The following is a 19,028-nucleotide window of genomic DNA, read 5'->3' as shown; positions in this document are numbered from 1 at the left end:
TTCTACTGATAAGGACACTTATTGTGACCCCACCCGCTCGCCGAGACGGCACACCGGAAAAGAAGCAGCGAGACAGCGAGATGCTTGTCTCCAATGCGAAGCCGGCCCGCCATCAACACGTCGACAAGCGTGAACGCGCAAATAGGAAAAAGAAGGCCACCGCAGATTCCGTCGCCCGCGAACTGGGCGCAGATTGGCTGACCGAAGGCAAGTCGAATAACTCCAAGGGCGAACGCCTCCAGAAGGTCTTGGCCAAGGCAGGCGTTGCCTCCCGCCGTCACGCCGAAATCATGATCGATGCCGGCCGCGTTGAGGTCAACGGAAAAATCATCATGCAGCAGGGCGTACGCGTCGACCCAAACGTGGATATCATCCGCGTCGACGGCGTGCGCATCAACGTCAACGAAGAAACGCAGTACTTCATCCTCAACAAGCCGCGCGGTCTGCAGTCCACCATGAGCGATGAACTGGGCCGCCCCTGCATCGGCGACCTCATCGGTGAACGCGTGGCCGCAGGTCAGCGTTTGTTCCACGTCGGCCGTCTGGACGCCGATACCGAGGGGCTTATCCTCATCACCAATGATGGTGAGCTGGCCAACCGCCTGATGCACCCGAAGTACGAGGTGCGCAAGACTTACCTCGCTACCGTTCTAGGCGAGGCTGGCAACGGCTTGGTACGCACCCTGAAGGAAGGCGTGGAGCTCGAGGACGGCTTGGCAAAGGCCGACTATGTCCAGGTCGTGGACAAGAACCAGGGTTACTCCTTGGTCCGCGTTGAGCTGCACGAAGGCCGCAAGCACATCGTCCGCCGCATGCTTAAGGAAGCTGGCTTCCCAGTTCAGCGTCTGGTTCGCACCAAGCTGCACACTCTGCAGCTGGGCGAGATGAAGCCAGGTATCCTGCGTGCGCTCAACTCCAGTGAGTTGACCAGCCTGTACAAGGCGGTGGGGATGTAATGGAAGGAAACATGATTTCAAACATGCCTGACGGTGGACTCATCCTTGCAGTCGATGGGCCCTCCGGCACCGGCAAGTCCACCACCTGCCGTGCTTTGGCTAAGCGCCTCGACGCAAAATACGTCGACACTGGCGCCATGTACCGCGTTGCCACGCTCGCAGTTCTGCGCGCTGGCATCGACCCAGCTGATACGGATGCGGTCATCAAGGCCACTACAGACTTGCCACTGGAGGTCTCCGATGATCCGGATTCCAAGCAGGTCATCTTCGACGGCGAAGACGTCTCCCGCGTCATTCGTGAGGACGAAGTTACTCGTAACGTCTCCGCAGTTTCGGCGGTCCCTGAGGTTCGCCAGAACCTGGTGGAGCTGCAGCGCAAGCTGGCCCGGGATGCGCACCGCGCCATCGTTGAAGGCCGCGACATCGGAACTGTGGTGCTTGCCGACGCCCCGGCGAAGGCATTCATGACCGCCGCCGCTGAGGTACGTGCCCAGCGCCGCCACGATCAGAACCTTGCTGCAGGCTTGGAATCTGATTTCGCCACCGTCTTGGCAGACGTCGAGCGCCGTGATGCCGCGGATTCCTCCCGCGCCACTTCTCCGCTGCGTCCTGCCGAGGATGCCACCCTCGTTGATACCTCTTTCATGAGCTTGGAAGAGGTCCTCGACGCTCTCACCGAAATCGTGAAGGAGTCTGCACATGTCTAAGGATTTTGCAGGTCAAGAAGACAATAACGCCGCAGGCGACTTCGATACCCAGTTCCACTACCCAGTGGGCAAGCTCGAAGAAGAAGTAGCCCGTGACCCGCACGGCGGCTGGGCCCCGAGCGATTTCGATGCCGAAGAATTCGACTACGAATTCGACGAGTCGGAGCTCGAGAACGGTGAGTTTGATGATTCCGAGTTCGGCGACGCCGACTTCGGTGAAGACTATGAGTCTGACGGCGAAGAGCCAATGAGCGAGGAGGAATGGGAAGAACTTTCCCGTGCCTTCGGCGTGCAGGATTCCCACACCGAGGAAAACCTCTGCACCGTGGCTGTTGTTGGCCGCCCAAACGTGGGCAAGTCCTCCCTCGTAAACCGTTTCTTGGGCCGCCGTGAGGCAGTGGTGGAGGACCACCCAGGCGTTACCCGTGACCGCGTTTCCTATATCGCGGACTGGAACGGCCAGCGCTTCCTCGTCCAAGACACTGGCGGCTGGGACCCGAACGTCAAGGGCATCCACGCTGCTATTGCTCGCCAGGCAGAGCAGGCCATGGCGACTGCAGATGTCATCGTCTTCGTGGTCGACACGAAGGTCGGCATCACCGAGACCGACTCTGTTATGGCTCGCAAGCTGCAAAAGTCTGAGGTTCCGGTCATTTTGGTCTCCAACAAATTCGACTCTGAGACCATGTACGCCGATATGGCCGAGTTCTACGCTTTGGGCTTGGGCGATCCGTGGCCGGTTTCCGCGCAGCATGGCCGCGGTGGCGCGGACGTTCTGGATGAGATTCTGCGTCTTTTCCCCGAGGAACCGCGCCATTCATCGATTACGTCCGGACCGCGTCGCGTGGCGCTGGTGGGTAAGCCGAACGTTGGTAAGTCCTCGCTGCTGAATAAGCTGACCTCCGAGGAACGCTCCGTCGTGGACAATGTGGCGGGTACTACGGTCGACCCAGTGGACTCACTGGTGCAGCTTGATCAGCGTCTCTGGAAGTTCATCGATACTGCGGGCCTGCGCAAGAAGGTCAAGAACGCGCAGGGGCATGAGTATTACGCTTCGCTGCGTACCCGCGGAGTCATCGACGCTGCTGAGGTGTGCATCATGCTTATCGACGCCTCCGAGGAGGTCTCCGAGCAGGACCAGCGTGTGCTCAACATGGTTCTCGAATCCGGCAAGGCTCTAGTCATCGCGTTCAACAAGTGGGACCTGATGGACGAGGACCGCCGCTACTACCTGGATCGTGAGATTGACGAGCAGCTGCGCCACCTGCCCTGGGTTACCCGCGTCAACATCTCTGCGCAGACCGGCCGCGCCCTGCAGCGCCTGGAGCCGGCGATGATTGAGGCTCTGGAGAGCTGGGATCAGCGCGTGTCTACCGGCCAGCTGAACAACTGGCTGCGTGAGGCTATCGCTGCTAACCCGCCGCCGATGAAGAACAACCGCCTGCCGCGCGTTCTGTTTGCCACCCAGGCATCGACGCAGCCGCCGACAATCGTGCTGTTTACTACCGGCTTCTTGGACGCTGGTTATCGTCGCTACCTGGAGCGCAAGTTCCGCGAGCGTTTCGGCTTCCACGGTTCTCCGGTGCGCATCGCGGTGCGCGTGCGCGAGCGCCGCGGTAAGAACTCTAAGCGCTAACGCGAACAAAAGGCGAGCTGTTCAACAAACACTCTAAGTGTGACGAATAGCTCGTCTTTTTGGTTCTGTGATGTCATGCCCGTTTGGATAGTCTAAGTATGTCTAACTGATTTGGTTTTCCGAAAGGCGCGACATGTTAGCCTCAGTTCTCGATCCCACCTCAGTAGTGGCGATCGTTCTTCAAGTCATCGTCATTCTCTCCGCGCTGTTGCTCGGCACCCGCTACGGCGGCCTCGGCTTGGGCCTTATCTCCGGCATCGGCCTTATCGTCATGGTCTTTGTCTTCGGCCTGGCTCCGGGCGAGCCACCGGTGGACGTGATGCTGACCATCATCGCCGTCATCGGCTGTGCGGCTACGCTGCAGCAGGCGAGAGGCCTCGAAGTGATGATGCAGTTCGCGGAGAAATTCCTGCGTGCGCATCCAGAACGCATCACCATCTTGGCTCCACTTACCACCTGGTTCCTGACGGTCTTGTGCGGTACCGGCCACGTTGTCTACACGATGTTTCCCATCATCGAGGACATCGCCCTGAAGAAGGGCATCCGCCCGGAGCGCCCGATGGCTGTTGCCTCGACCTCCGCCCAGATGGGTATTACCGCCTCGCCAGTCTCCGTTGCTACCGTATCCTTGGCCTCCATCATCGCTGAGAACGCTGGTATCACCGGCACGTCCTATTCCATCCCGCAGATCCTCATGGTCGCCATTCCGGCTTCGCTCTCTGGCGTTATCCTGGCCGCCCTCTGGTCGCTGCGTCGCGGTAAGGACCTTGATAAGGACCCAGTCTTCCAAGAGAAGATGAAGGATCCGGAGTTTGCCAAGACCATCTCTGCCTCCAGTCATTCCCTGCTGGACGAAGTATTCCCGGCGTCGGCAAAGCGCTCCGTTGCAGTCTTCCTATCCGCCATCGCTATCGTGGTCATCTTGGGCGCATTCGACGTCCTGCGTCCTTCCTTCCCGAATGAGGACGGCGAGCTGAAGGCCCTGTCGATGAACCTGGTCATTCAAATGGTCATGCTGGTTGCCGGTGCAATCATCCTGATTTTCTGCGACGTCGACAACAAGAAGATCGCCTCCACGCCAGTGTTCAAGGCGGGCATGACCGCAGTGTTCTCGGTCTTCGGCGTGGCCTGGATGGCCGATACCTTCTTCGAAGCCCACATCGACTCTCTGGAATCTAATCTGGGCGGAATTGTGGAGACCGCTCCGTGGGCTTATGCCATCGTCCTGATCGTCGTGTCCAAGCTGGTCAACTCCCAGGCCGCCGCTCTGGTAGCCATTGCGCCGATCGGAATGTCCCTGGGCATTGACCCAGCCATCATCGTTGGCTTCTACGGTGCCGCCTATGGCTACTTCATCCTGCCGACCTACCCTTCGGACCTTGCCTGCATCGGGTTCGACCGCACCGGCACCACGCACATCGGCAAGTTCGTGGTAAACCATTCCTTCATCATCCCCGGCGCGATCTCGGTGTTTACCTCCTGCGTCGTGGGCTCCCTGCTGGCGACAGTACTTCTCTAGTTCTAGACTCTTCGGGTTCTAGTGCGCTCGGCACAGCAAGAAGGCATCCGTGCGATACGGAATGTCGATTGCCTGGCCGGGCGCAAAGCCCATGTGCTCGAAGAGATACCAGTCGAGGTTATAAGTCATGCGCTCATGGATCTTTTCTCCGTTGCGCAGCCAATAAGAGCGGGTGTGCATCAATTGATGTAGCTGCTCCGGGGAGAGCGTATGAGCCCAGTTAAGCCGCAGTTCGCGCTCGATTTCCCAGGGAGGGGCAAGCTCGGGGAGGAAGCCGGGGCGCTGAATATCGCCGGAGTGCATGATGCGGGCCAGGCGCAGGATCCACGGGTCGGCGCCGACGTCGAGGGTGTTCCACACTAGAAGCACCTTGCCGCCTGGCCGCACGATGCGATCGAATTCTCTACAGGCTTTTTCCACTTCGACCCAGTGCCAGGTCTGGGCGCAGGCGACAGCGTCCACGGAGGCGTCGGCAAGCGCAGTGCTCTCCGCCACCGCCCGCCAGGCTGGAATACCAAGCTGGGTGCGCAACACACGCGTCATGTCGGGGGAAGGGTCGCAGGCCAGAACGACGGGATTGTGCAGCGTCTGCGTGAGCTTGCCGGTGCCAGCGCCGATATCGACCACCGTGTGGGCATCCGCTATTAGTGCGGCTACTTCGGCAGGGTAGCTGGGGCGCACGTCATGGTAGTTATCGGCACCCTGCACGAAGGCACGTGCGGAGGCTGCACGATGCTCCGCCCCCTTGAAGGTAGGGGTTTGCTTCTCCGAGGCCTTGCGGTAACTCGGATAGTGCGCGGGGTTGGGCAGTTGAGAAGTCATATGGACTTATAACCTACCGTGTTAGACGGTTCCGGAAAACTATCCAAGCTGAAATAGAATGGGTCACCATGTCGAGACTTCCCGTACCTCAGGATTCACGGTGGCTTTTAAAGACCGTGTTTTCTCGGCGCGAAAAGACGATCCCTGCGGCCGTATTGATGTCCGTTTCATTCTTGTGCAACGGCATGACCCCAGTTGTTGTAGGAAACGCTATCGATGGAGCGATTGCTTATCAGTCCTTTTCCTCTTTGCTGCGCTGGTTGGGGATTTTGCTTGCTATTTTTTGCGTTAATGCGTCGGCGGCATGGTGCGCGCGCGGAATGTTTTCCCGAGCCATGCTGGAGGTTGGCCATGACTTGCGCATGGCGGTGACGGATCGCATTCAGGATCCCCGTGGGATTGCCGGTGCTAAACATACGGCGGGCGAGTTATTGTCCATCGCGTCCTCAGATACCAAGCGCGTGTCTGATGCGGTCATCATGACTGTCTTTCCCGTGGCGGAAGTTAGCGCCATTGTCTACGTCGCGGTGATGACTTCGCGCGTTAATTGGGCGCTGGGAATTGCCATCTTGCTCGGGGGACCGCTGGTGGTTTGGTTTTCTCTGCGTGCGGCAAAGCCTTTGCGGCAGAGCTCGGGCGCGCGTCAGGCCGCCCTAGCACAGGCTTCCGCGATGGCCACCGATGTGGTTCAGGGTCTACGCATTCTGAAAGGCCTAGGCGCTATCGATACGGTGCGGGGCCGTTATTCGCAGGTATCGGACACGGCCTATACAAAGACGGTTTCTGCCAATGGCGCCCGCGCGCGGCTGAATGCCACGACCGAAGCTGTCGGTTCCATTTACGTCATCGTGGTAGCTCTGGCCGCCGGCGCGATGGCGGTAAAGGGCGCGATGAGCGTTGGACAACTCATCACAGTGGTCGGCCTAACGCAGTTCGTCATCACGCCGATGACGATGATGGGCAAGAGTATTGCCTCGCGGTGGGCCGCGGCTCAAGCTAGTGGTCGCCGCATTACGGCTTTGCTCAACGCGCCTTTCCGTGAGGCGGCGGATGCTAGGGATCCTGGCTGGCAGCCTGGCCTGCACGTCATCAAGGGAGTGGCCCCGCGAGAGCTGATTGACCTGCCGCGAGACCGCTTCCTTGTGGCCCCGCATGCGGCGGACCTTTTTGCAGGTTCCGTTGAGTCCAACATTGCTGCGGATAAGGGTGCGGCGCAACGAGCGCTGCATGTCGCGGCGGCGGAGGATATTCCCGGCGGTCTGGAAAAGGAGGTCGGCGAAAACGGCGGGGCGCTGTCTGGTGGTCAGCGTCAGCGCGTTGCGTTGGCGCGCGCGATTGCTGCCGACGCCGAGGTGCTCGTCCTTCAGGACCCGACCACTGCGCTTGACTCGGTGACGGAACAGGTCGTCGCTGAGCGCGTGCGTGACGCCCGCCGCGGGATGACCACCGTGGTATATACCAACGCGCCGGCGTGGACCGCGGTGGCCGATAGTGTGAGCGAGCCTGCTGCAGCCGCGCATGCGAGCGAAGGGGAGGACATCTAATGCGTTTTCCTACTGCAACCTGGCCGCAGGTCCGCCGCAAGGTGGGCGAACACGTGAAGGCGTTGCCGAATGCGGGCAAGGTCTGTTTCCTGGCGCTGGCGTTGCTTACCGGTGGTGCGGTGGCCAATGTCTATATCCCGGTGCTGCTGGGCAAGATTGTCGACGCGGTGGTTGAGGGGAGCGGGCAGCTGCGCAGTCTCAGCGGTATTGGCATTGGGCTCATCGTGGTTGCGATTGCCTCGGCAGGGCTTTCTGCGGCCGGTTTTTATCTGCTTTCGCGCATTACTGAGCGAGTGATTGCGAACCTGCGCGAGGAGACTGTCGGTACGGCCTTGGGCCTGCCGGTCCACCGCGTGGAGGAGGCCGGATCGGGTGACTTGGTCTCCCGCTCCACGGATGACGTGGCTGAGCTTTCCTCCGCCGTGACGGAGACAGCGCCGGTCCTAACAAGCTCGCTGTTTGCCATCTGCACTACCGCCATCGCCCTGGTCACATTGGACTGGCAGTTCCTACTGGTGGTGGTTTGTGCAGCGCCAATCTATTTCTTTGCCGCGCGCAACTACCTGCGCCATGCGCCACAGCGCTATGCAGACGAGCGGGCCTCCATGGCGGAGCGTGCGCGCCGCATCTTGGAGACAATCCACGGACGCGCCACTGTGCGTGCCTATCAGATGGAGCCGCAGATGCGTGAGCGCATCAATGGCGCTTCCCGTGAGGTGGTTGAGCATGGCTTCGCCGCAAGGCGCACGATGATGGTCTTGCAGCTATGGATCACCACCGTGGAGCTGGTGATGTTGAGCGTCGGTCTTTTGGTGGGCTTTTGGGTTACAACGCAGGGCGCGATGACGGTGGGTTCAGTAACGGCGGCGATGCTGATGCTTATCCGCCTGCGTGGCCCGCTGCTCGGGCTTATGCGCGTGCTGGATACGGTGCAGTCGGGCTATGCCTCTCTCGCACGCATCGTTGGCGTTACTACGGATCCGCTCGCGGCAATTCCGTCCGCAGGAGCTCCGGCTCCGCGTGGTGAGGTCGCGATGGAGGACGTTAGCTTTAGCTACGGCGATAACGCGTGGGCGGTGCGCGACGTCAACGTCAGCATTGCGCCGGGGCAGTCCGTCGCACTGGTGGGTGCTTCCGGCGCGGGAAAGACTACAGTTGCGGCGCTGCTGGCTGGTCTGCGCGTGCCGAGTGCTGGCAGCGTCAAGGTTGATGGGGTAGAGGTCTCGTGGCTTTCCGACGCCGAGCGAGTTACCCGCCTGGCCATGGTCTCCCAGGAAGTCCACGTCTTTTCCGGCACGCTGCGCGATGACCTGTCCCTGGGTAACCCCGATGCCAGTGACGAGGAGATTTGGCAGGCACTACGCGCAGTCCAGGCGCGCTGGGTTGAGGACTTGGCCGATGGCCTTGATACAGTCGTGGGCGCTTGGGGCATTCAGCTAGACCCCGTTGCAGCGCAACAGCTGGCGCTGGCTCGTATTATGTTGCTGGATCCGGCAATCGTGGTTCTTGATGAGGCAACTGCGGAGGCCGGTTCGCGTGGTGCGGGCGCACTCGACGCGGCTGCCGATGCCGTCACAAAAGGGCGCACTTCACTTATGGTTGCCCACCGTCTTGACCAAGCCGCCAAGGCTGATTGTGTGCTGGTTATGGAAGATGGCCGGGTGATTGAACAGGGCACTCATGCGCAGCTGCTAGATTCTAAAGGCCGATATCAACAATTGTGGAACGCGTGGCAGAAAGGACGTGACTGAGAAGGTGTCCCTTAATGCTCGTTGTTCTAACTTGCGGTGGGCTTTTGCCGGCTCTACTCGGAGCAGCCTAAAGAAATCACTGCTTGTGCTGTTTTGTCTAAATTTGGCTTTTGCCACAGCTTGTTCGGCAACGCCAACGCAGGAGCCTGCACCAGAGTCCGGAACACTCTGGGATAAGGACTCTGACCTCGGCATCCCTGTCTCAGCGCCTTTGGATGGCCCGGAGCCAGGTCAAACCAAGCAGATTAATATGCCGAATGGCCGCACCTTCCTGCTGCATGTGCCGGAAGACTATGACGCGGATAAGCGCTGGCCAGTGGTGATGGTCTTCCACGGTTGGGGCGAGAAGCCCAAGACCATTGAGGGATATACGGAGTTCAACGCCGCGAAAGCGATTCTGGTTTATCCAGAAGGTGAGGATAATGCTTGGACGCCGGCGCCTTATGCGAAGACGAGCGAGGAGGAAGACCTTAAATTCGTTGCAGACGTGGTTGATAGCTTGCGTGCTACCTATGCGGTAGATGATGACCGTATCTTTGCCGCGGGCCTATCCAACGGCGGTGGATTTGCTGCCTTTTTGGCGTGCCGTATGCCGGAGACTTTCCGCTCTATCGCAACGGTGTCTGCGGCCTATTATGAGGGCATTCACCAGGGCTGTTCGGAAGCCCCGGTCGGCCGTCTAGATATGCACGGCACCGATGACCCCGTGGTGGAGTACTACGGCGGAACCCGCCATGACACTAAGTACGATTCGGTAGCGGAAGTCATGGAGCAAAACCGGCGCCGGAATGAATGCACCACGCAGATTTCAACGACGCAGCTGGTTAACAACGCTCTGCAGCAAACGTGGATTGGATGTAAAGCTCCGCTGCAGCACATCCGTATCGGCGGCGGCTCGCATATCTGGCCGGGCGGGCTTGCCGACGATCGCGCGGAGGTAGGCAAGGGCTTTGCCACCGACCGCGTTCTCGACTTCTTCGGTATTCCAGGTCGCCCCGCAGGCACCATTGACCCAGAATCTGGCAAGAAAACGAAGTAGTCTTGCTAATCCTGCAGGACGTAGTGTGCAAACTTAGCGTTTGGTACGGCGGCGACGCGGGCGATGCAAATGTCTGCGACCGTCTTATACCCCGCGGCAAAAGCCGGGCCTTTGCTATCGGTAGGCTGCGGCATCTGGACCAAGTGAAAGCTGCGGGAGCCGCCGTCGCTGTCGTTGAGTTCTAAGACCGCCTGAGCGGTAGTGCCGGATCCGGCGAAGAAATCTAGCACCACGGCGTCGGGACCGCCGGCGATGGCGATGAGGTGCTTGATAAGGCGCACTGGCTTCGGGAAATCGAAGACGCCCTGAACTCCCATGACGTCCTCCGCATCGCGGCGTCCAGCGCGTGTGACGCCAAAGCGTTCACCGTCCAGGATGGAACGCGGCCGCGCGCCCTTTTTCTGATAGTTCTTCGTGTAGACAAAACCGCGTCGAAAGACCAATTGCTCATAGTTGGCCTCGACCTTGTCTTTGCCCCAGCGCCAGCGCGCGACCTTGTCTTTGCCGGCTGGCTGGTGGGGCCAGTATTCGCGGCCTTGGGGATCTGCGATGGGAAAGTCTAGGGAAGGAAGATAACCCAGTGTTTTGGAGTCTAGGCGGACCAGCGAATAGTTTCCCTTTTCGTCGCTGAAGTTGTACTTGGTCGTGGTATGAGCTTCAGAATCGGCGTTGAAACCAGGGTTAGCTGGGGACTTGGCATAAGCCAGGATGTACTCGTGCTCGACCACCGCGTATTTGGAGTCGTTCTTCCCGGTCCCGCCCTTTTTCCAGATCAATTGTCCGGCAAAACAGTTCTCACCGAATATTTCATCCAACACTTTGCGTACGTTGGCACTTTCATCTTCGCCGATGGAGACAAAGATAAAACCGGTGTCTTTGAGGACCTGTCGCGCGAGGATGAGCCGGGGGAGCATCATAGACAGCCACTGCGCATGCCAGCCGCTATAGCTGCCAGAGTTCATTTTGCGGCGGCTGCGGTAATTGTCCTTATAAACAAAGTCTTTGCCGGTGTTATAAGGAGGGTCGATGTAGATGACATCGGCAGCAAAGCCATCTGCCACCATCAGCTTGAGCGCGTCGAGGTTGTCGCCTTCGACGATGGAATTGGAACAAGCTGCCGGCGTTGACACTGCAATCTTTTGCTTGGTGGTCGCAATTTTTGCTTGTTCTGCTGCTTGCGCCTTGCCTGGCCAGACAAGCCCAAAGAATTCCTCTTGGGCTTGGGAATCGGCAGTTGGGGCGCTCGCGGAGTCGCTGTGGGTTGAGGTCATGACTGAAAACGGATGATTTTAGGTGGTGGGGGAAATGATGGGGGCTGGGTCATCCTCCCATGCCGCGGCTATCATTTTTGCAAGTTTGCGCGCGTACCGATGGAAAACACCAGAAAACGACCGTCAGGATCATTTGAGTGATGTTCTGCTACGCTAGCATTCCCTAATTTTACTTAATTTGTTGACTCTTATATTGCTGGAACAAATACTTAAAATCGGGGGTGGACTCGGGGGTGTTATCGCAGGTAAAACCTGAGAAATCTGAAAATTTTAAGGAAAGGCGAATGGACTGCGATTGTCCGAAAATGGCGAGCCTATTCCCGTCTATAAATAGTTCTTTATGGCATGAATTGGCAAACGCATGTAGCGTTGGAAAGGCATTCGCGATGAAGGGGTTTAGCCTTCATTGGGGGTGCGGTGAAAGATATATCGAAAGTATTTTAGAAAGGTTGGGATGCTAAATGGGTATCTTCGACAAGGCAAAGGACGCACTGAACTCCGACAAGGGCGAGCAGATTTCCGATAAGGGCCTCGACAAGGCTGCTGAGGTGGCAGAGCAGAAGTTCGGCGAGGACAAGGCTGACAAGATTCAGCAGGGTCGCGACAAGCTCGATGACCAGATCGGCAACGCTGGCGCCTAAAGCTTATTGCTTGATTGGGGCCTAGCCAGTGTCCCAATCTTGGCGAATTAATCCATAGCTCCCGGCAACTTAGTTTGCTGGGAGCTTTGTGGTTTTTGGGGCGGTACCTCCATCGGAGGGCAAAGCTCGGACATGTTGGCTATGTCATATGTGGTCATATGTGTTTGCTTAATTGATGCTGAGCGCATCAATTTTCCCGGAACGGATACCTAGACCACAGTAGGGTGGATTGCGTGAAGACATCTGTAGATGCTTGCTTGGCCTCGGGCTCGCCATGACAGTGCATGCTAGATCTGGCAGTTCGCGTCATTGCGCGCGCCGGACGCGATGCCGTTGCAGTGTGTACCGTCGCCGAACAGACCGATGTTGAGGTCAAAGAGGCGAAGAAGCTTTTTGCATCTGATGAGCAATTGGCTGATGAGGCTAAAGCTTACCTCGACAAACTGGTCATCCACTATCTAGATGAGCAAGAAAAGTACCTAAGCCCTGATGCCACGGCGCTCGATCGTATGCGAGCCATGGCTGCTGGCTTTTTCGAGTTCGCTCAGAAGCATCCGGTCTATTTCGACGCCTTCACGTTTACGCAAGCAGCTCCGAGCCTGCACTCTTATGAGCTGAGCTTCGATGATTATCTCCAGCGCTCTGGCAAACGCCCCACGCTGGATATTCTGCTCAACATCGCACGCGATTGCATTGAGGAAGCTGGCGGACCGCGCGATGCAGACTTGGTCCGTATCCAAGCCGTGAGCCTTTTGGTTGGTGTCCATGGTATCTCCCATCTGTGTACCACGGGCGTGCTGCGACATCTCTCGCCAACCGCGAAGAAGCAGACTTTCAATGCCTGTTTGGACTACCTAAGTGCCGGGTTGGCAATAGGTTTCGCGCACGGTGCTATCCCGCCGCAGGATCCAGTTGCGATGGGAGGTAGCCTCCCAGCTGATAAAAGAATTCGCGCCAAACATTTGCCGCGAGGCAACGACGGGGAAGTAGTTAGGGCTCTACTGCGCGGCGCGGTGGAGGACATCGTCGACTCCGGCCTTAGCAATATGCATCTCGGCACTGCCGCCGAACGTGCTGGTATCGATTTCGACCGGGCGACGCATTTGATAGAAGGAGATCAAAAGCTCCTTTCCTTATTGGAAAAGCATATCGATGCCATCGCACACGAGCATCTCCGCGAACAGATGCGTTACGAAGGCGGTAAAAGTCTCGGTTTTAGCACGATGAAGGCGTGTGCTTTCGGATATTTAGGCTTCGCGCATCATGACCCAGTCGGCTTTTTAGGCCTGACGATGATTTCCTCAGGTTCCATCGTGCCAGCGTCTTTTGAACGCAAGGACTTAATCAATTCGCGTTTCGAGATGGGCGAGACCTTCGGCTATTTCATGACGATTGCGCGCGATGCCCTCGACGAGGCCGGTGGCCCTCGTACTCCATGGGCGCTGTACACGATGGTCATGTCGATGTGGTCCACCATCCACGGTTTCGCGCACCTGACAACCTTTGGCGCGCTGCGCGACCAACCCCGTGAATTCCTCTTTGACCTAGCCTCACGCATTTTCGACATCGAGCTCGTGGGCATCGCGGAGCACTTGGGAATCAAGGGTCAGATTCAAGGATTTTAGTGGTCGAAAAGAAGAAACCGGCTTTAGGCGGTAGATGACTACTGCCCAAAGCCGGCTTCTTTACCGGTTTGGTCGGACTAACAGGATTTGAACCTGCGACCCCTACACCCCCAGTGTAGTGCGCTACCAAACTGCGCCATAGTCCGCCGTCACATCTCGAGGATGCGACCTGAATAGATTACATCAGTAGTATTCACTGATTCCAATCGCCTGTGTGAGCTGGGTATTGCTTAAAAATCGCCGGTGCTATATACCCACTGACACTGTGTGCGCCGGAACTGTGAGCGCTCACGCTGGGAGCCTGCGGCCGCGCCTTTGTAGAAAGCTTCGAACTCCACGATTCCCGTATCATCGAGCGGGCCGCCGTCGACGGTATCGATGATGTCCAGGCGATAAAAGTGGATACCGTTGTCTTCCAGGTGTAGGCGCTCTGGCCGGGTTTCCGGGTCCCAGGTGCGCAGCAGGTAATCCTCATCGCCGGTCACGAAGGCCGAAAAGCGTGAGCGCATGAGGGCCTCAGCGGTCGGGGCGGGCTTGCCGCCGTGGTACTTGCCGCAGCATTCGCCGAAGCTAAGCCCGAGCCCACAAGGGCAGCGGGCTTCGGGGCACAAGGGGTTGAGCACGATCATGCTTCGACGTCCACGATTTGGGCGGCGCCCAGCAACAGCTCAACAGGAGAGGACTTCGCGGCCTCGAGCAAGGTCGACTTCTGCTGCGCTGAAAGATCGCCCACAAGCTTTATGCGGCGCTCAAACGTCGTGTCCCCCACATACGTGACGTTGACCTGGACGTCGTCGAGCGGCATGCCTTTGGAGGCTTCCTTGATTGTTTGCGTGGTCGAGGCAGCTAGCGCGGACATCAGCAGGCCCTCCGCGGTGAATCCTTGGCCCTTTCCGCCCTGTTTCTTGGGGCGGTCAGCCGTGACGCTGCGCTCATTGTGGCGAACCACCACGCCGAACTTGGTGCCGACTGCAGGCTGCGCTTCAGCTGCGGTTTCATCGATGTGGGCTGGTACATTCTCCGGCACGATGAACTGCTCGAACCAAGCACCAATGAGGTCTGCGGCGCGGGCAGCGGCACCCTGCTTGGTGACGAGGTGGTCTGCCTTGTCCAGGGCCACTAAGGACTTGGGGTAGCGCGTCTTTAAGAAGATGTTCTGGGCATTGTCGATGCCAACGGTTTGGTCGATCGGGGAGTGCAAGATCATCAGCGGCTTGCGCAGCAGGCGCAGGTAATCCTCTGGGTTGGTATCCGCCAAGTCTTCGAGGAAGTGGCGGGAGATGGTCAGCGCGCGCCCGCCGAGGATGACCTCGACCTCGCCATTTGCGTCAACCTCACCAATCTTGTCGGCGTAGTGCAAAACAGAGTGGGCAGGATCAAATGGTGCGCCGATGGTTGCCACTGCCTTGAGCGAGCGAATACCGCTTGCCGCTGCCAGGGAGGCGGCGCCGCCCAAGGAGTGGCCCATCAGAAGCTGCGGAGCGGAGTAGTTTTCAGCCAGCCAGTTTGCTGCAGCCTGAATATCAGCAACATTTTGGCTGAAGTTGGTCTCACCGAAATTGCCCTCGGACTGGCCGAGGCCCGGGAAATCGAAGCGCAGGGTAGCTACGCCGAAATTGGTGAGCTGCTTAGATACGCGAGCCGCACCGGGAGTGTGGCGCGATCCAGCAAAGCAGTGCGCGAAGATCGCAAAGGCTTGTGGCGCGGAGTCAGGAAAGTCAATGGTACCCGCCATCATGGTTCCAGTGGAGGACGGGAGCTTCACGTTCACAGATTGCATAAAGACTAGGATATAGAGCCGTCTCTACATAGGCCACAGAGGGTTAGCTAGAGTCGGTAGAGTTAAAGATTTACTTAAGAAGCATTCAACAGTAACGGAGACGAACATGGGTGCATTTGGCTGGTTTTGGAAGGCCATGGGTGCGCAGAGCGAGCGGAACGATAAAAAGTCGAAAGCCATCGTGGATAGCTCCGGTGCTGCGACCCAGGAGCTATCCGCGCTTGACGACGCCGCCGTGGCACAATCCGCCCGCGACTCTGTGCGTGAGGGTGAAATCGCAGATAAAGCGCGATTTTTGGCAGCCCTTGCCGTGGCCAGCGAGCGTACGCTTGGCATGCAACCTTTCCACGTTCAGTCCCAAGCGGTGTTGCGCCTGCTTTCCGGAGACGTCATCCAGATGGCCACTGGTGAGGGCAAGACCCTCGTCGGAGCCATGGCCGCAACCGGCTTCGCATTGACCGGTAAGCGCGTCCACCTTGTGACGGTAAACAATTACTTGGCCGATCGGGATGCTGAATGGATGCGCCCGCTAGTCGAATTTTTTGGCCTCACCGTAGACTCCGTGACGGAGAAGAAGGACGCCGCGCAGCGTCGCAAAGCGTATTCCTGCGACATTATTTATGCCCCAGTCAATGAGCTCGGCTTCGACGTGCTGCGCGATAACCAGATCACTAGTCGCGAGCAGACCGTGCAGGCGCGAGCCGACGTCGCTTTGGTAGACGAGGCTGACTCTGTTTTGGTCGACGAGGCTCTGGTTCCGTTGGTACTGGCAGGAAACCGTCCAGGGGAGGCTCCCACGGGTCATATCACCAATGTGGTTTCGCGTCTTCGTGAGGACTTGGACTACGTCATCGCCGAAGATGGCCGTACCGTTGCTTTGACCGATGATGGCGCGGCACGCGTCGAGCGCGAGTTGGGCATTGACTCGCTGTATTCCGAGGACAACATCGGAACGATTCTGGTCAAGGTGAATCTGGCTTTGCACGCCAAGGCCTTGCTGATTCGTGATATCCACTACATCGTTGTAGATGGCAAGTTGCAGCTAATCGACGCCTCCCGCGGCCGCGTTGCTGACTTGCAGCGCTGGCCGGACGGCCTGCAGGCTGCGGTGGAAGCTAAGGAAGGCCTTGAAGTCTCCGAGGGTGGCCGCATCCTCGACACGATCACTCTGCAGGAGCTGATGCGCCGTTACCCGACGGTGTGCGGAATGACCGGCACCGCGGTTGAGGCGACTGACCAGTTGCGTCAGTTCTATGATCTGCGCGTTTCTGTAATCGAGCGCAATAAACAACTGCAGCGTTTCGACGAGGCCGACCGCATTTATGCCACGGTCGAGGAGAAATCGAAGGCTATTGTCGACGAAATCGTGGCCCTTAACGCTACTGGCCAGCCGGTTCTCGTGGGCACGCACGATGTCGCGGAGTCGGAGGATTTAGCCGAGGCACTTCGCGAACGCGGCGTCGAAGTCAGCGTGCTCAATGCCAAGAACGATGCTGAGGAAGCTCGCATCGTCGCCGAAGCCGGCGATATCGCACGCGTGACCGTCTCGACGCAGATGGCCGGCCGCGGTACAGACATCAAGCTGGGCGGCGCTACTGAGGCTGACCGCGAGCAGGTCGCGCAGCTGGGCGGTCTCGCCGTCATCGGTACTTCGCGCCATCGCACCTCCCGCCTGGATAATCAGCTGCGCGGGCGTGCTGGACGCCAAGGAGACCCGGGCCTGTCGCTCTTCTTCGTGTCTTTGGAAGACGACGTCGTCAAGCAAGGCGGGGAGGACGAAGCCCTCTCGGCGCAGCCGGACGAAACTGGCCGTATTGAATCCAAACGCGTGGCAGACTTCGTGGCGCATTGTCAGCGCGTAACCGAAGGCCAGCTGCTGGAAATTCACGCGCAGACTTGGAAGTACAACCAGCTGTTGGCGGATCAACGCGTTATCATCGATGAACGCCGAGCGAAGCTGCTCGACACCGCAAAAGCCTGGGAGGAATTAGCTGAGCGCGCTCCCGAACGTGCCGCGGAGCTTGCCGAACTTCCCGCAGAGGTAAAGGAAAAAGCCGCTCGGGAAATCATGCTCTACCATCTTGACCTAGCGTGGGCCGACCACCTAGAGCTGATGGACGATGTCCGTGAGTCGATTCACCTGCGCGCGATTGCCCGTGAGACACCGATCGACGAATATCACCGTATTGCGGTCCGCGAGTTCAAGGATTTGGCGCAACGTGCCGTGGAGGAGTCGGTGGCTACCTTCAAGTCGGTGGACATTGATGAAAAAGGTGCTCACCTGGAAGATTCGGGGCTTGCCCGCCCGAGTGCCACCTGGACGTATATGGTCTCCGATAATCCCTTGTCTGGCGGAGGAAATTCCGTACTTAAAGGAATCGGTAATATCTTCCGTTAAAGTAATTTATGAAACAAATCTGGTGAGGATGCTCGCGGAAGCGGGCGAATCGCTAATATGGAATAAGTCAACATTAATCCGACACTTCGGAGGTAAAAATGAGCGAGCATACCGGTACGCCGGAACCGCAGGTAGAAACCACTTCTGTATTCCGTGCAGACCTTCTCAAGGAGATGGAAAACGGCGCTGCCGCCGGTAATGACACCTCCGTTGCAGGTGTGGAAAACCTTTCCGAGGGCCAAGCCCTCCTCGTTGTAAAGCGTGGTCCGAATGCAGGTGCCCGCTTCTTGTTGGACCGCCCAACCACCACCGCGGGCCGTCATCCAGAGGCAGACATCTTTTTGGATGATGTCACCGTTTCCCGTCGCCACGCTGAGTTCCGCGTGAACGAGGGCGAGTTTGAGGTCGTCGATGTCGGATCCCTGAACGGCACCTACGTCAACCGCGAGCCGCGTAACTCCCAGGTTCTTCACGTGGGTGACGAGATCCAGATCGGCAAGTTCCGTCTGGTCTTCATCGCCAATCAATAAACACGTTTCGAGTCTTTAGAGAAATTCAAGAGAAGTATAGTGAGCGCAGCACAGTCTAACGCCGCGGCCCTGCGGAAAGGGACCGCTAAGGCAAAAAAAGCTAAGACCATGTCGATCGGCGTCGTCCTGGAACATCTGAATCAGCAATTCCCAGACGTCACCGTGTCGAAGATTCGATTCCTCGAGTCTGAAGGTCTAATCACGCCGCAGCGTACTGCCTCCGGTTACCGTCGTTTCACTCAGGAAGACGTTGATCGCCTTCTCTACATTCTCACCTCTCAGCGTGACAACTACACCCCGCTGAAGGTCATCCGTGAGCAGCTGGAAGCTATGGATTCCGGCCAGGTCACTGCAATCGTTTCTGCTGGCAAGGCAGAAACGTTGCTGAGCCCGGACCAGTTCCGTGCTCCGGTTGTTACGCGTCTTACTGACGCAGAGGTTGCTGATCAGGCAGGCTCCACTGAGGTGGAGGTTGCCGGCCTAGTCAAGATTGGCCTGATTACCCCGGACGCATCGGGGTTCTTCGATGCGGATGACGTCTCCGTAGTATCTGCCGCAGTAGCTCTTAAGGCATTCGGTTTTGAAGAGCGTCAGCTGAAGTCGCTGCGCAACAATGCCCGCCGCCAAGCAGATCTCATCGCGCAGGTTGCCTCCCCGGTGGCCAACTCCAACTCGGATACTGCCGTGCAGAAGGCCGAGGAATTGTCACAGCAGATGACCGCTTTGGTTGTCTCGCTACACGCGACCATGGTCAAGACTGACCTGCGTCACGAATACAACTCCTAGATTTCCCGATTTCGCCGCTAGTG

At 58.2% G+C, this 19,028-nt stretch carries 16 protein-coding genes and 1 tRNA gene; 12 read left to right on the top strand and 5 right to left on the bottom strand.

The annotated features are described in order from the left end of the window. Window positions 1-23 precede the first annotated feature (23 nt). From HMPREF3155_RS07300 to HMPREF3155_RS07285, 4 genes are all read left to right on the top strand, one after another. Window positions 24-956 (top strand): pseudouridine synthase, encoded by a 933-nt coding sequence (locus tag HMPREF3155_RS07300; RefSeq protein ID WP_061926146.1) that lies wholly within the window; start codon window positions 24-26, stop codon window positions 954-956. A gap of 11 nt (window positions 957-967) precedes the next feature. After that, window positions 968-1,663: a (d)CMP kinase gene (gene cmk / locus HMPREF3155_RS07295; RefSeq protein WP_061926186.1), complete on the top strand. Its 696-nt coding sequence runs from the start codon at window positions 968-970 to the stop codon at window positions 1,661-1,663. Then, complete coding sequence (gene der, locus HMPREF3155_RS07290) at window positions 1,656-3,299, top strand: ribosome biogenesis GTPase Der (protein ID WP_061926149.1); 1,644 nt, start codon at window positions 1,656-1,658, stop codon at window positions 3,297-3,299. The genes cmk and der overlap by 8 nt, the downstream gene beginning before the upstream one ends. 133 nt (window positions 3,300-3,432) lie before the next feature. Continuing rightward, the gene (locus tag HMPREF3155_RS07285; RefSeq protein WP_061926154.1) at window positions 3,433-4,818 is read left to right on the top strand and encodes an anaerobic C4-dicarboxylate transporter; all 1,386 of its coding nucleotides are present in this window, start codon (window positions 3,433-3,435) and stop codon (window positions 4,816-4,818) included. 18 nt (window positions 4,819-4,836) lie between these two features. Here the strand turns inward: HMPREF3155_RS07285 and HMPREF3155_RS07280 are convergent, their stop codons facing one another. Further along, window positions 4,837-5,640, bottom strand: coding sequence for a class I SAM-dependent methyltransferase (locus tag HMPREF3155_RS07280; RefSeq protein ID WP_070432942.1), 804 nt, complete (start codon window positions 5,638-5,640; stop codon window positions 4,837-4,839). Between the two features lie 68 nt (window positions 5,641-5,708). Between HMPREF3155_RS07280 and HMPREF3155_RS07275 the strand changes: the two genes are divergently transcribed. The 3 genes from HMPREF3155_RS07275 to HMPREF3155_RS07265 all read left to right on the top strand — a co-directional run bounded on the left by HMPREF3155_RS07275 (window position 5,709) and on the right by HMPREF3155_RS07265 (window position 9,974). Beyond that, window positions 5,709-7,184 carry an ABC transporter transmembrane domain-containing protein gene (locus HMPREF3155_RS07275; protein WP_070432941.1) on the top strand — a complete coding sequence of 492 codons (1,476 nt, stop codon included), beginning with the start codon at window positions 5,709-5,711 and terminating at the stop codon, window positions 7,182-7,184. Continuing rightward, a complete protein-coding gene (locus tag HMPREF3155_RS07270) occupies window positions 7,184-8,935 on the top strand; it encodes an ABC transporter ATP-binding protein (protein ID WP_070432940.1) in 1,752 nt (583 codons plus the stop codon). The genes HMPREF3155_RS07275 and HMPREF3155_RS07270 overlap by 1 nt, the downstream gene beginning before the upstream one ends. Window positions 8,936-9,038: 103 nt before the next feature. Next, a complete protein-coding gene (locus tag HMPREF3155_RS07265) occupies window positions 9,039-9,974 on the top strand; it encodes a CE1 family esterase (protein ID WP_235597047.1) in 936 nt (311 codons plus the stop codon). Window positions 9,975-9,979: 5 nt separating this feature from the next. On the opposite strand, the gene HMPREF3155_RS07260 is transcribed toward HMPREF3155_RS07265, so the two are convergent. After that, a complete protein-coding gene (locus tag HMPREF3155_RS07260; protein ID WP_070432939.1) occupies window positions 9,980-11,245 on the bottom strand; it encodes a site-specific DNA-methyltransferase in 1,266 nt (421 codons plus the stop codon). Between the two features lie 461 nt (window positions 11,246-11,706). Here HMPREF3155_RS07260 and HMPREF3155_RS07255 point away from each other — a divergent pair, with 461 nt between their 5' ends. Together HMPREF3155_RS07255 and HMPREF3155_RS07250 are read left to right on the top strand one after the other, a co-directional pair. Next, window positions 11,707-11,886 (top strand): antitoxin, encoded by a 180-nt coding sequence (locus tag HMPREF3155_RS07255; RefSeq protein ID WP_061926171.1) that lies wholly within the window; start codon window positions 11,707-11,709, stop codon window positions 11,884-11,886. A gap of 284 nt (window positions 11,887-12,170) precedes the next feature. Continuing rightward, window positions 12,171-13,511 (top strand): TetR-like C-terminal domain-containing protein, encoded by a 1,341-nt coding sequence (locus tag HMPREF3155_RS07250; protein ID WP_070432938.1) that lies wholly within the window; start codon window positions 12,171-12,173, stop codon window positions 13,509-13,511. 69 nt (window positions 13,512-13,580) lie between these two features. Here the strand turns inward: HMPREF3155_RS07250 and HMPREF3155_RS07245 are convergent. The 3 genes from HMPREF3155_RS07245 to HMPREF3155_RS07235 all read right to left on the bottom strand — a co-directional run bounded on the left by HMPREF3155_RS07245 (window position 13,581) and on the right by HMPREF3155_RS07235 (window position 15,291). Further along, window positions 13,581-13,657 (bottom strand) — tRNA-Pro (locus HMPREF3155_RS07245). Between the two features lie 84 nt (window positions 13,658-13,741). Continuing rightward, window positions 13,742-14,140: a YchJ family protein gene (locus tag HMPREF3155_RS07240; protein WP_061922583.1), complete on the bottom strand. Its 399-nt coding sequence runs from the start codon at window positions 14,138-14,140 to the stop codon at window positions 13,742-13,744. After that, entirely contained in the window at window positions 14,137-15,291 is a 1,155-nt protein-coding gene (locus HMPREF3155_RS07235; RefSeq protein ID WP_061922580.1) for a bifunctional alpha/beta hydrolase/OsmC family protein, read from the bottom strand. Before HMPREF3155_RS07235 ends, HMPREF3155_RS07240 begins: the two co-directional genes overlap by 4 nt. A gap of 106 nt (window positions 15,292-15,397) precedes the next feature. On the opposite strand from HMPREF3155_RS07235, the gene secA2 reads away from it, so the two are divergent. From secA2 to HMPREF3155_RS07220, 3 genes are all read left to right on the top strand, one after another. Then, window positions 15,398-17,689, top strand: coding sequence for an accessory Sec system translocase SecA2 (gene secA2 / locus HMPREF3155_RS07230; protein ID WP_061922575.1), 2,292 nt, complete (start codon window positions 15,398-15,400; stop codon window positions 17,687-17,689). A gap of 98 nt (window positions 17,690-17,787) precedes the next feature. Further along, window positions 17,788-18,219 (top strand): oxoglutarate dehydrogenase inhibitor Odhl, encoded by a 432-nt coding sequence (gene odhI / locus HMPREF3155_RS07225; protein WP_061922571.1) that lies wholly within the window; start codon window positions 17,788-17,790, stop codon window positions 18,217-18,219. A 39-nt stretch (window positions 18,220-18,258) separates the two neighbouring features. Beyond that, window positions 18,259-19,005, top strand: a complete 747-nt coding sequence (locus tag HMPREF3155_RS07220) for a transcriptional regulator FtsR (protein WP_061922567.1) — start codon at window positions 18,259-18,261, stop codon at window positions 19,003-19,005. Window positions 19,006-19,028 lie beyond the last annotated feature (23 nt).

It is taken from the genome of Corynebacterium sp. HMSC06D04, from assembly GCF_001807315.1.
Classification (GTDB): domain Bacteria; phylum Actinomycetota; class Actinomycetes; order Mycobacteriales; family Mycobacteriaceae; genus Corynebacterium; species Corynebacterium simulans.
The sequence above is the reverse complement of the archived record's forward strand: the minus strand, read 5'-3'. Positions and strand labels throughout refer to the sequence as shown.

Excerpts from the sequence above, each read along its gene's own strand:
- cmk (WP_061926186.1), top strand. The coding sequence starts at position 968 with ATGATTTCAAACATGCCTGACGGTGGACTCATCCTTGCAGTCGATGGG.
- der (WP_061926149.1), top strand. The coding sequence starts at position 1,656 with ATGTCTAAGGATTTTGCAGGTCAAGAAGACAATAACGCCGCAGGCGAC.
- HMPREF3155_RS07285 (WP_061926154.1), top strand. The coding sequence starts at position 3,433 with ATGTTAGCCTCAGTTCTCGATCCCACCTCAGTAGTGGCGATCGTTCTT.
- HMPREF3155_RS07280 (WP_070432942.1), bottom strand. The coding sequence starts at position 5,640 with ATGACTTCTCAACTGCCCAACCCCGCGCACTATCCGAGTTACCGCAAG.
- HMPREF3155_RS07275 (WP_070432941.1), top strand. The coding sequence starts at position 5,709 with ATGTCGAGACTTCCCGTACCTCAGGATTCACGGTGGCTTTTAAAGACC.
- HMPREF3155_RS07270 (WP_070432940.1), top strand. The coding sequence starts at position 7,184 with ATGCGTTTTCCTACTGCAACCTGGCCGCAGGTCCGCCGCAAGGTGGGC.
- HMPREF3155_RS07260 (WP_070432939.1), bottom strand. The coding sequence starts at position 11,245 with ATGACCTCAACCCACAGCGACTCCGCGAGCGCCCCAACTGCCGATTCC.
- HMPREF3155_RS07255 (WP_061926171.1), top strand. The coding sequence starts at position 11,707 with ATGGGTATCTTCGACAAGGCAAAGGACGCACTGAACTCCGACAAGGGC.
- HMPREF3155_RS07250 (WP_070432938.1), top strand. The coding sequence starts at position 12,171 with ATGCTAGATCTGGCAGTTCGCGTCATTGCGCGCGCCGGACGCGATGCC.
- HMPREF3155_RS07240 (WP_061922583.1), bottom strand. The coding sequence starts at position 14,140 with ATGATCGTGCTCAACCCCTTGTGCCCCGAAGCCCGCTGCCCTTGTGGG.
- HMPREF3155_RS07235 (WP_061922580.1), bottom strand. The coding sequence starts at position 15,291 with ATGCAATCTGTGAACGTGAAGCTCCCGTCCTCCACTGGAACCATGATG.
- secA2 (WP_061922575.1), top strand. The coding sequence starts at position 15,398 with ATGGGTGCATTTGGCTGGTTTTGGAAGGCCATGGGTGCGCAGAGCGAG.
- odhI (WP_061922571.1), top strand. The coding sequence starts at position 17,788 with ATGAGCGAGCATACCGGTACGCCGGAACCGCAGGTAGAAACCACTTCT.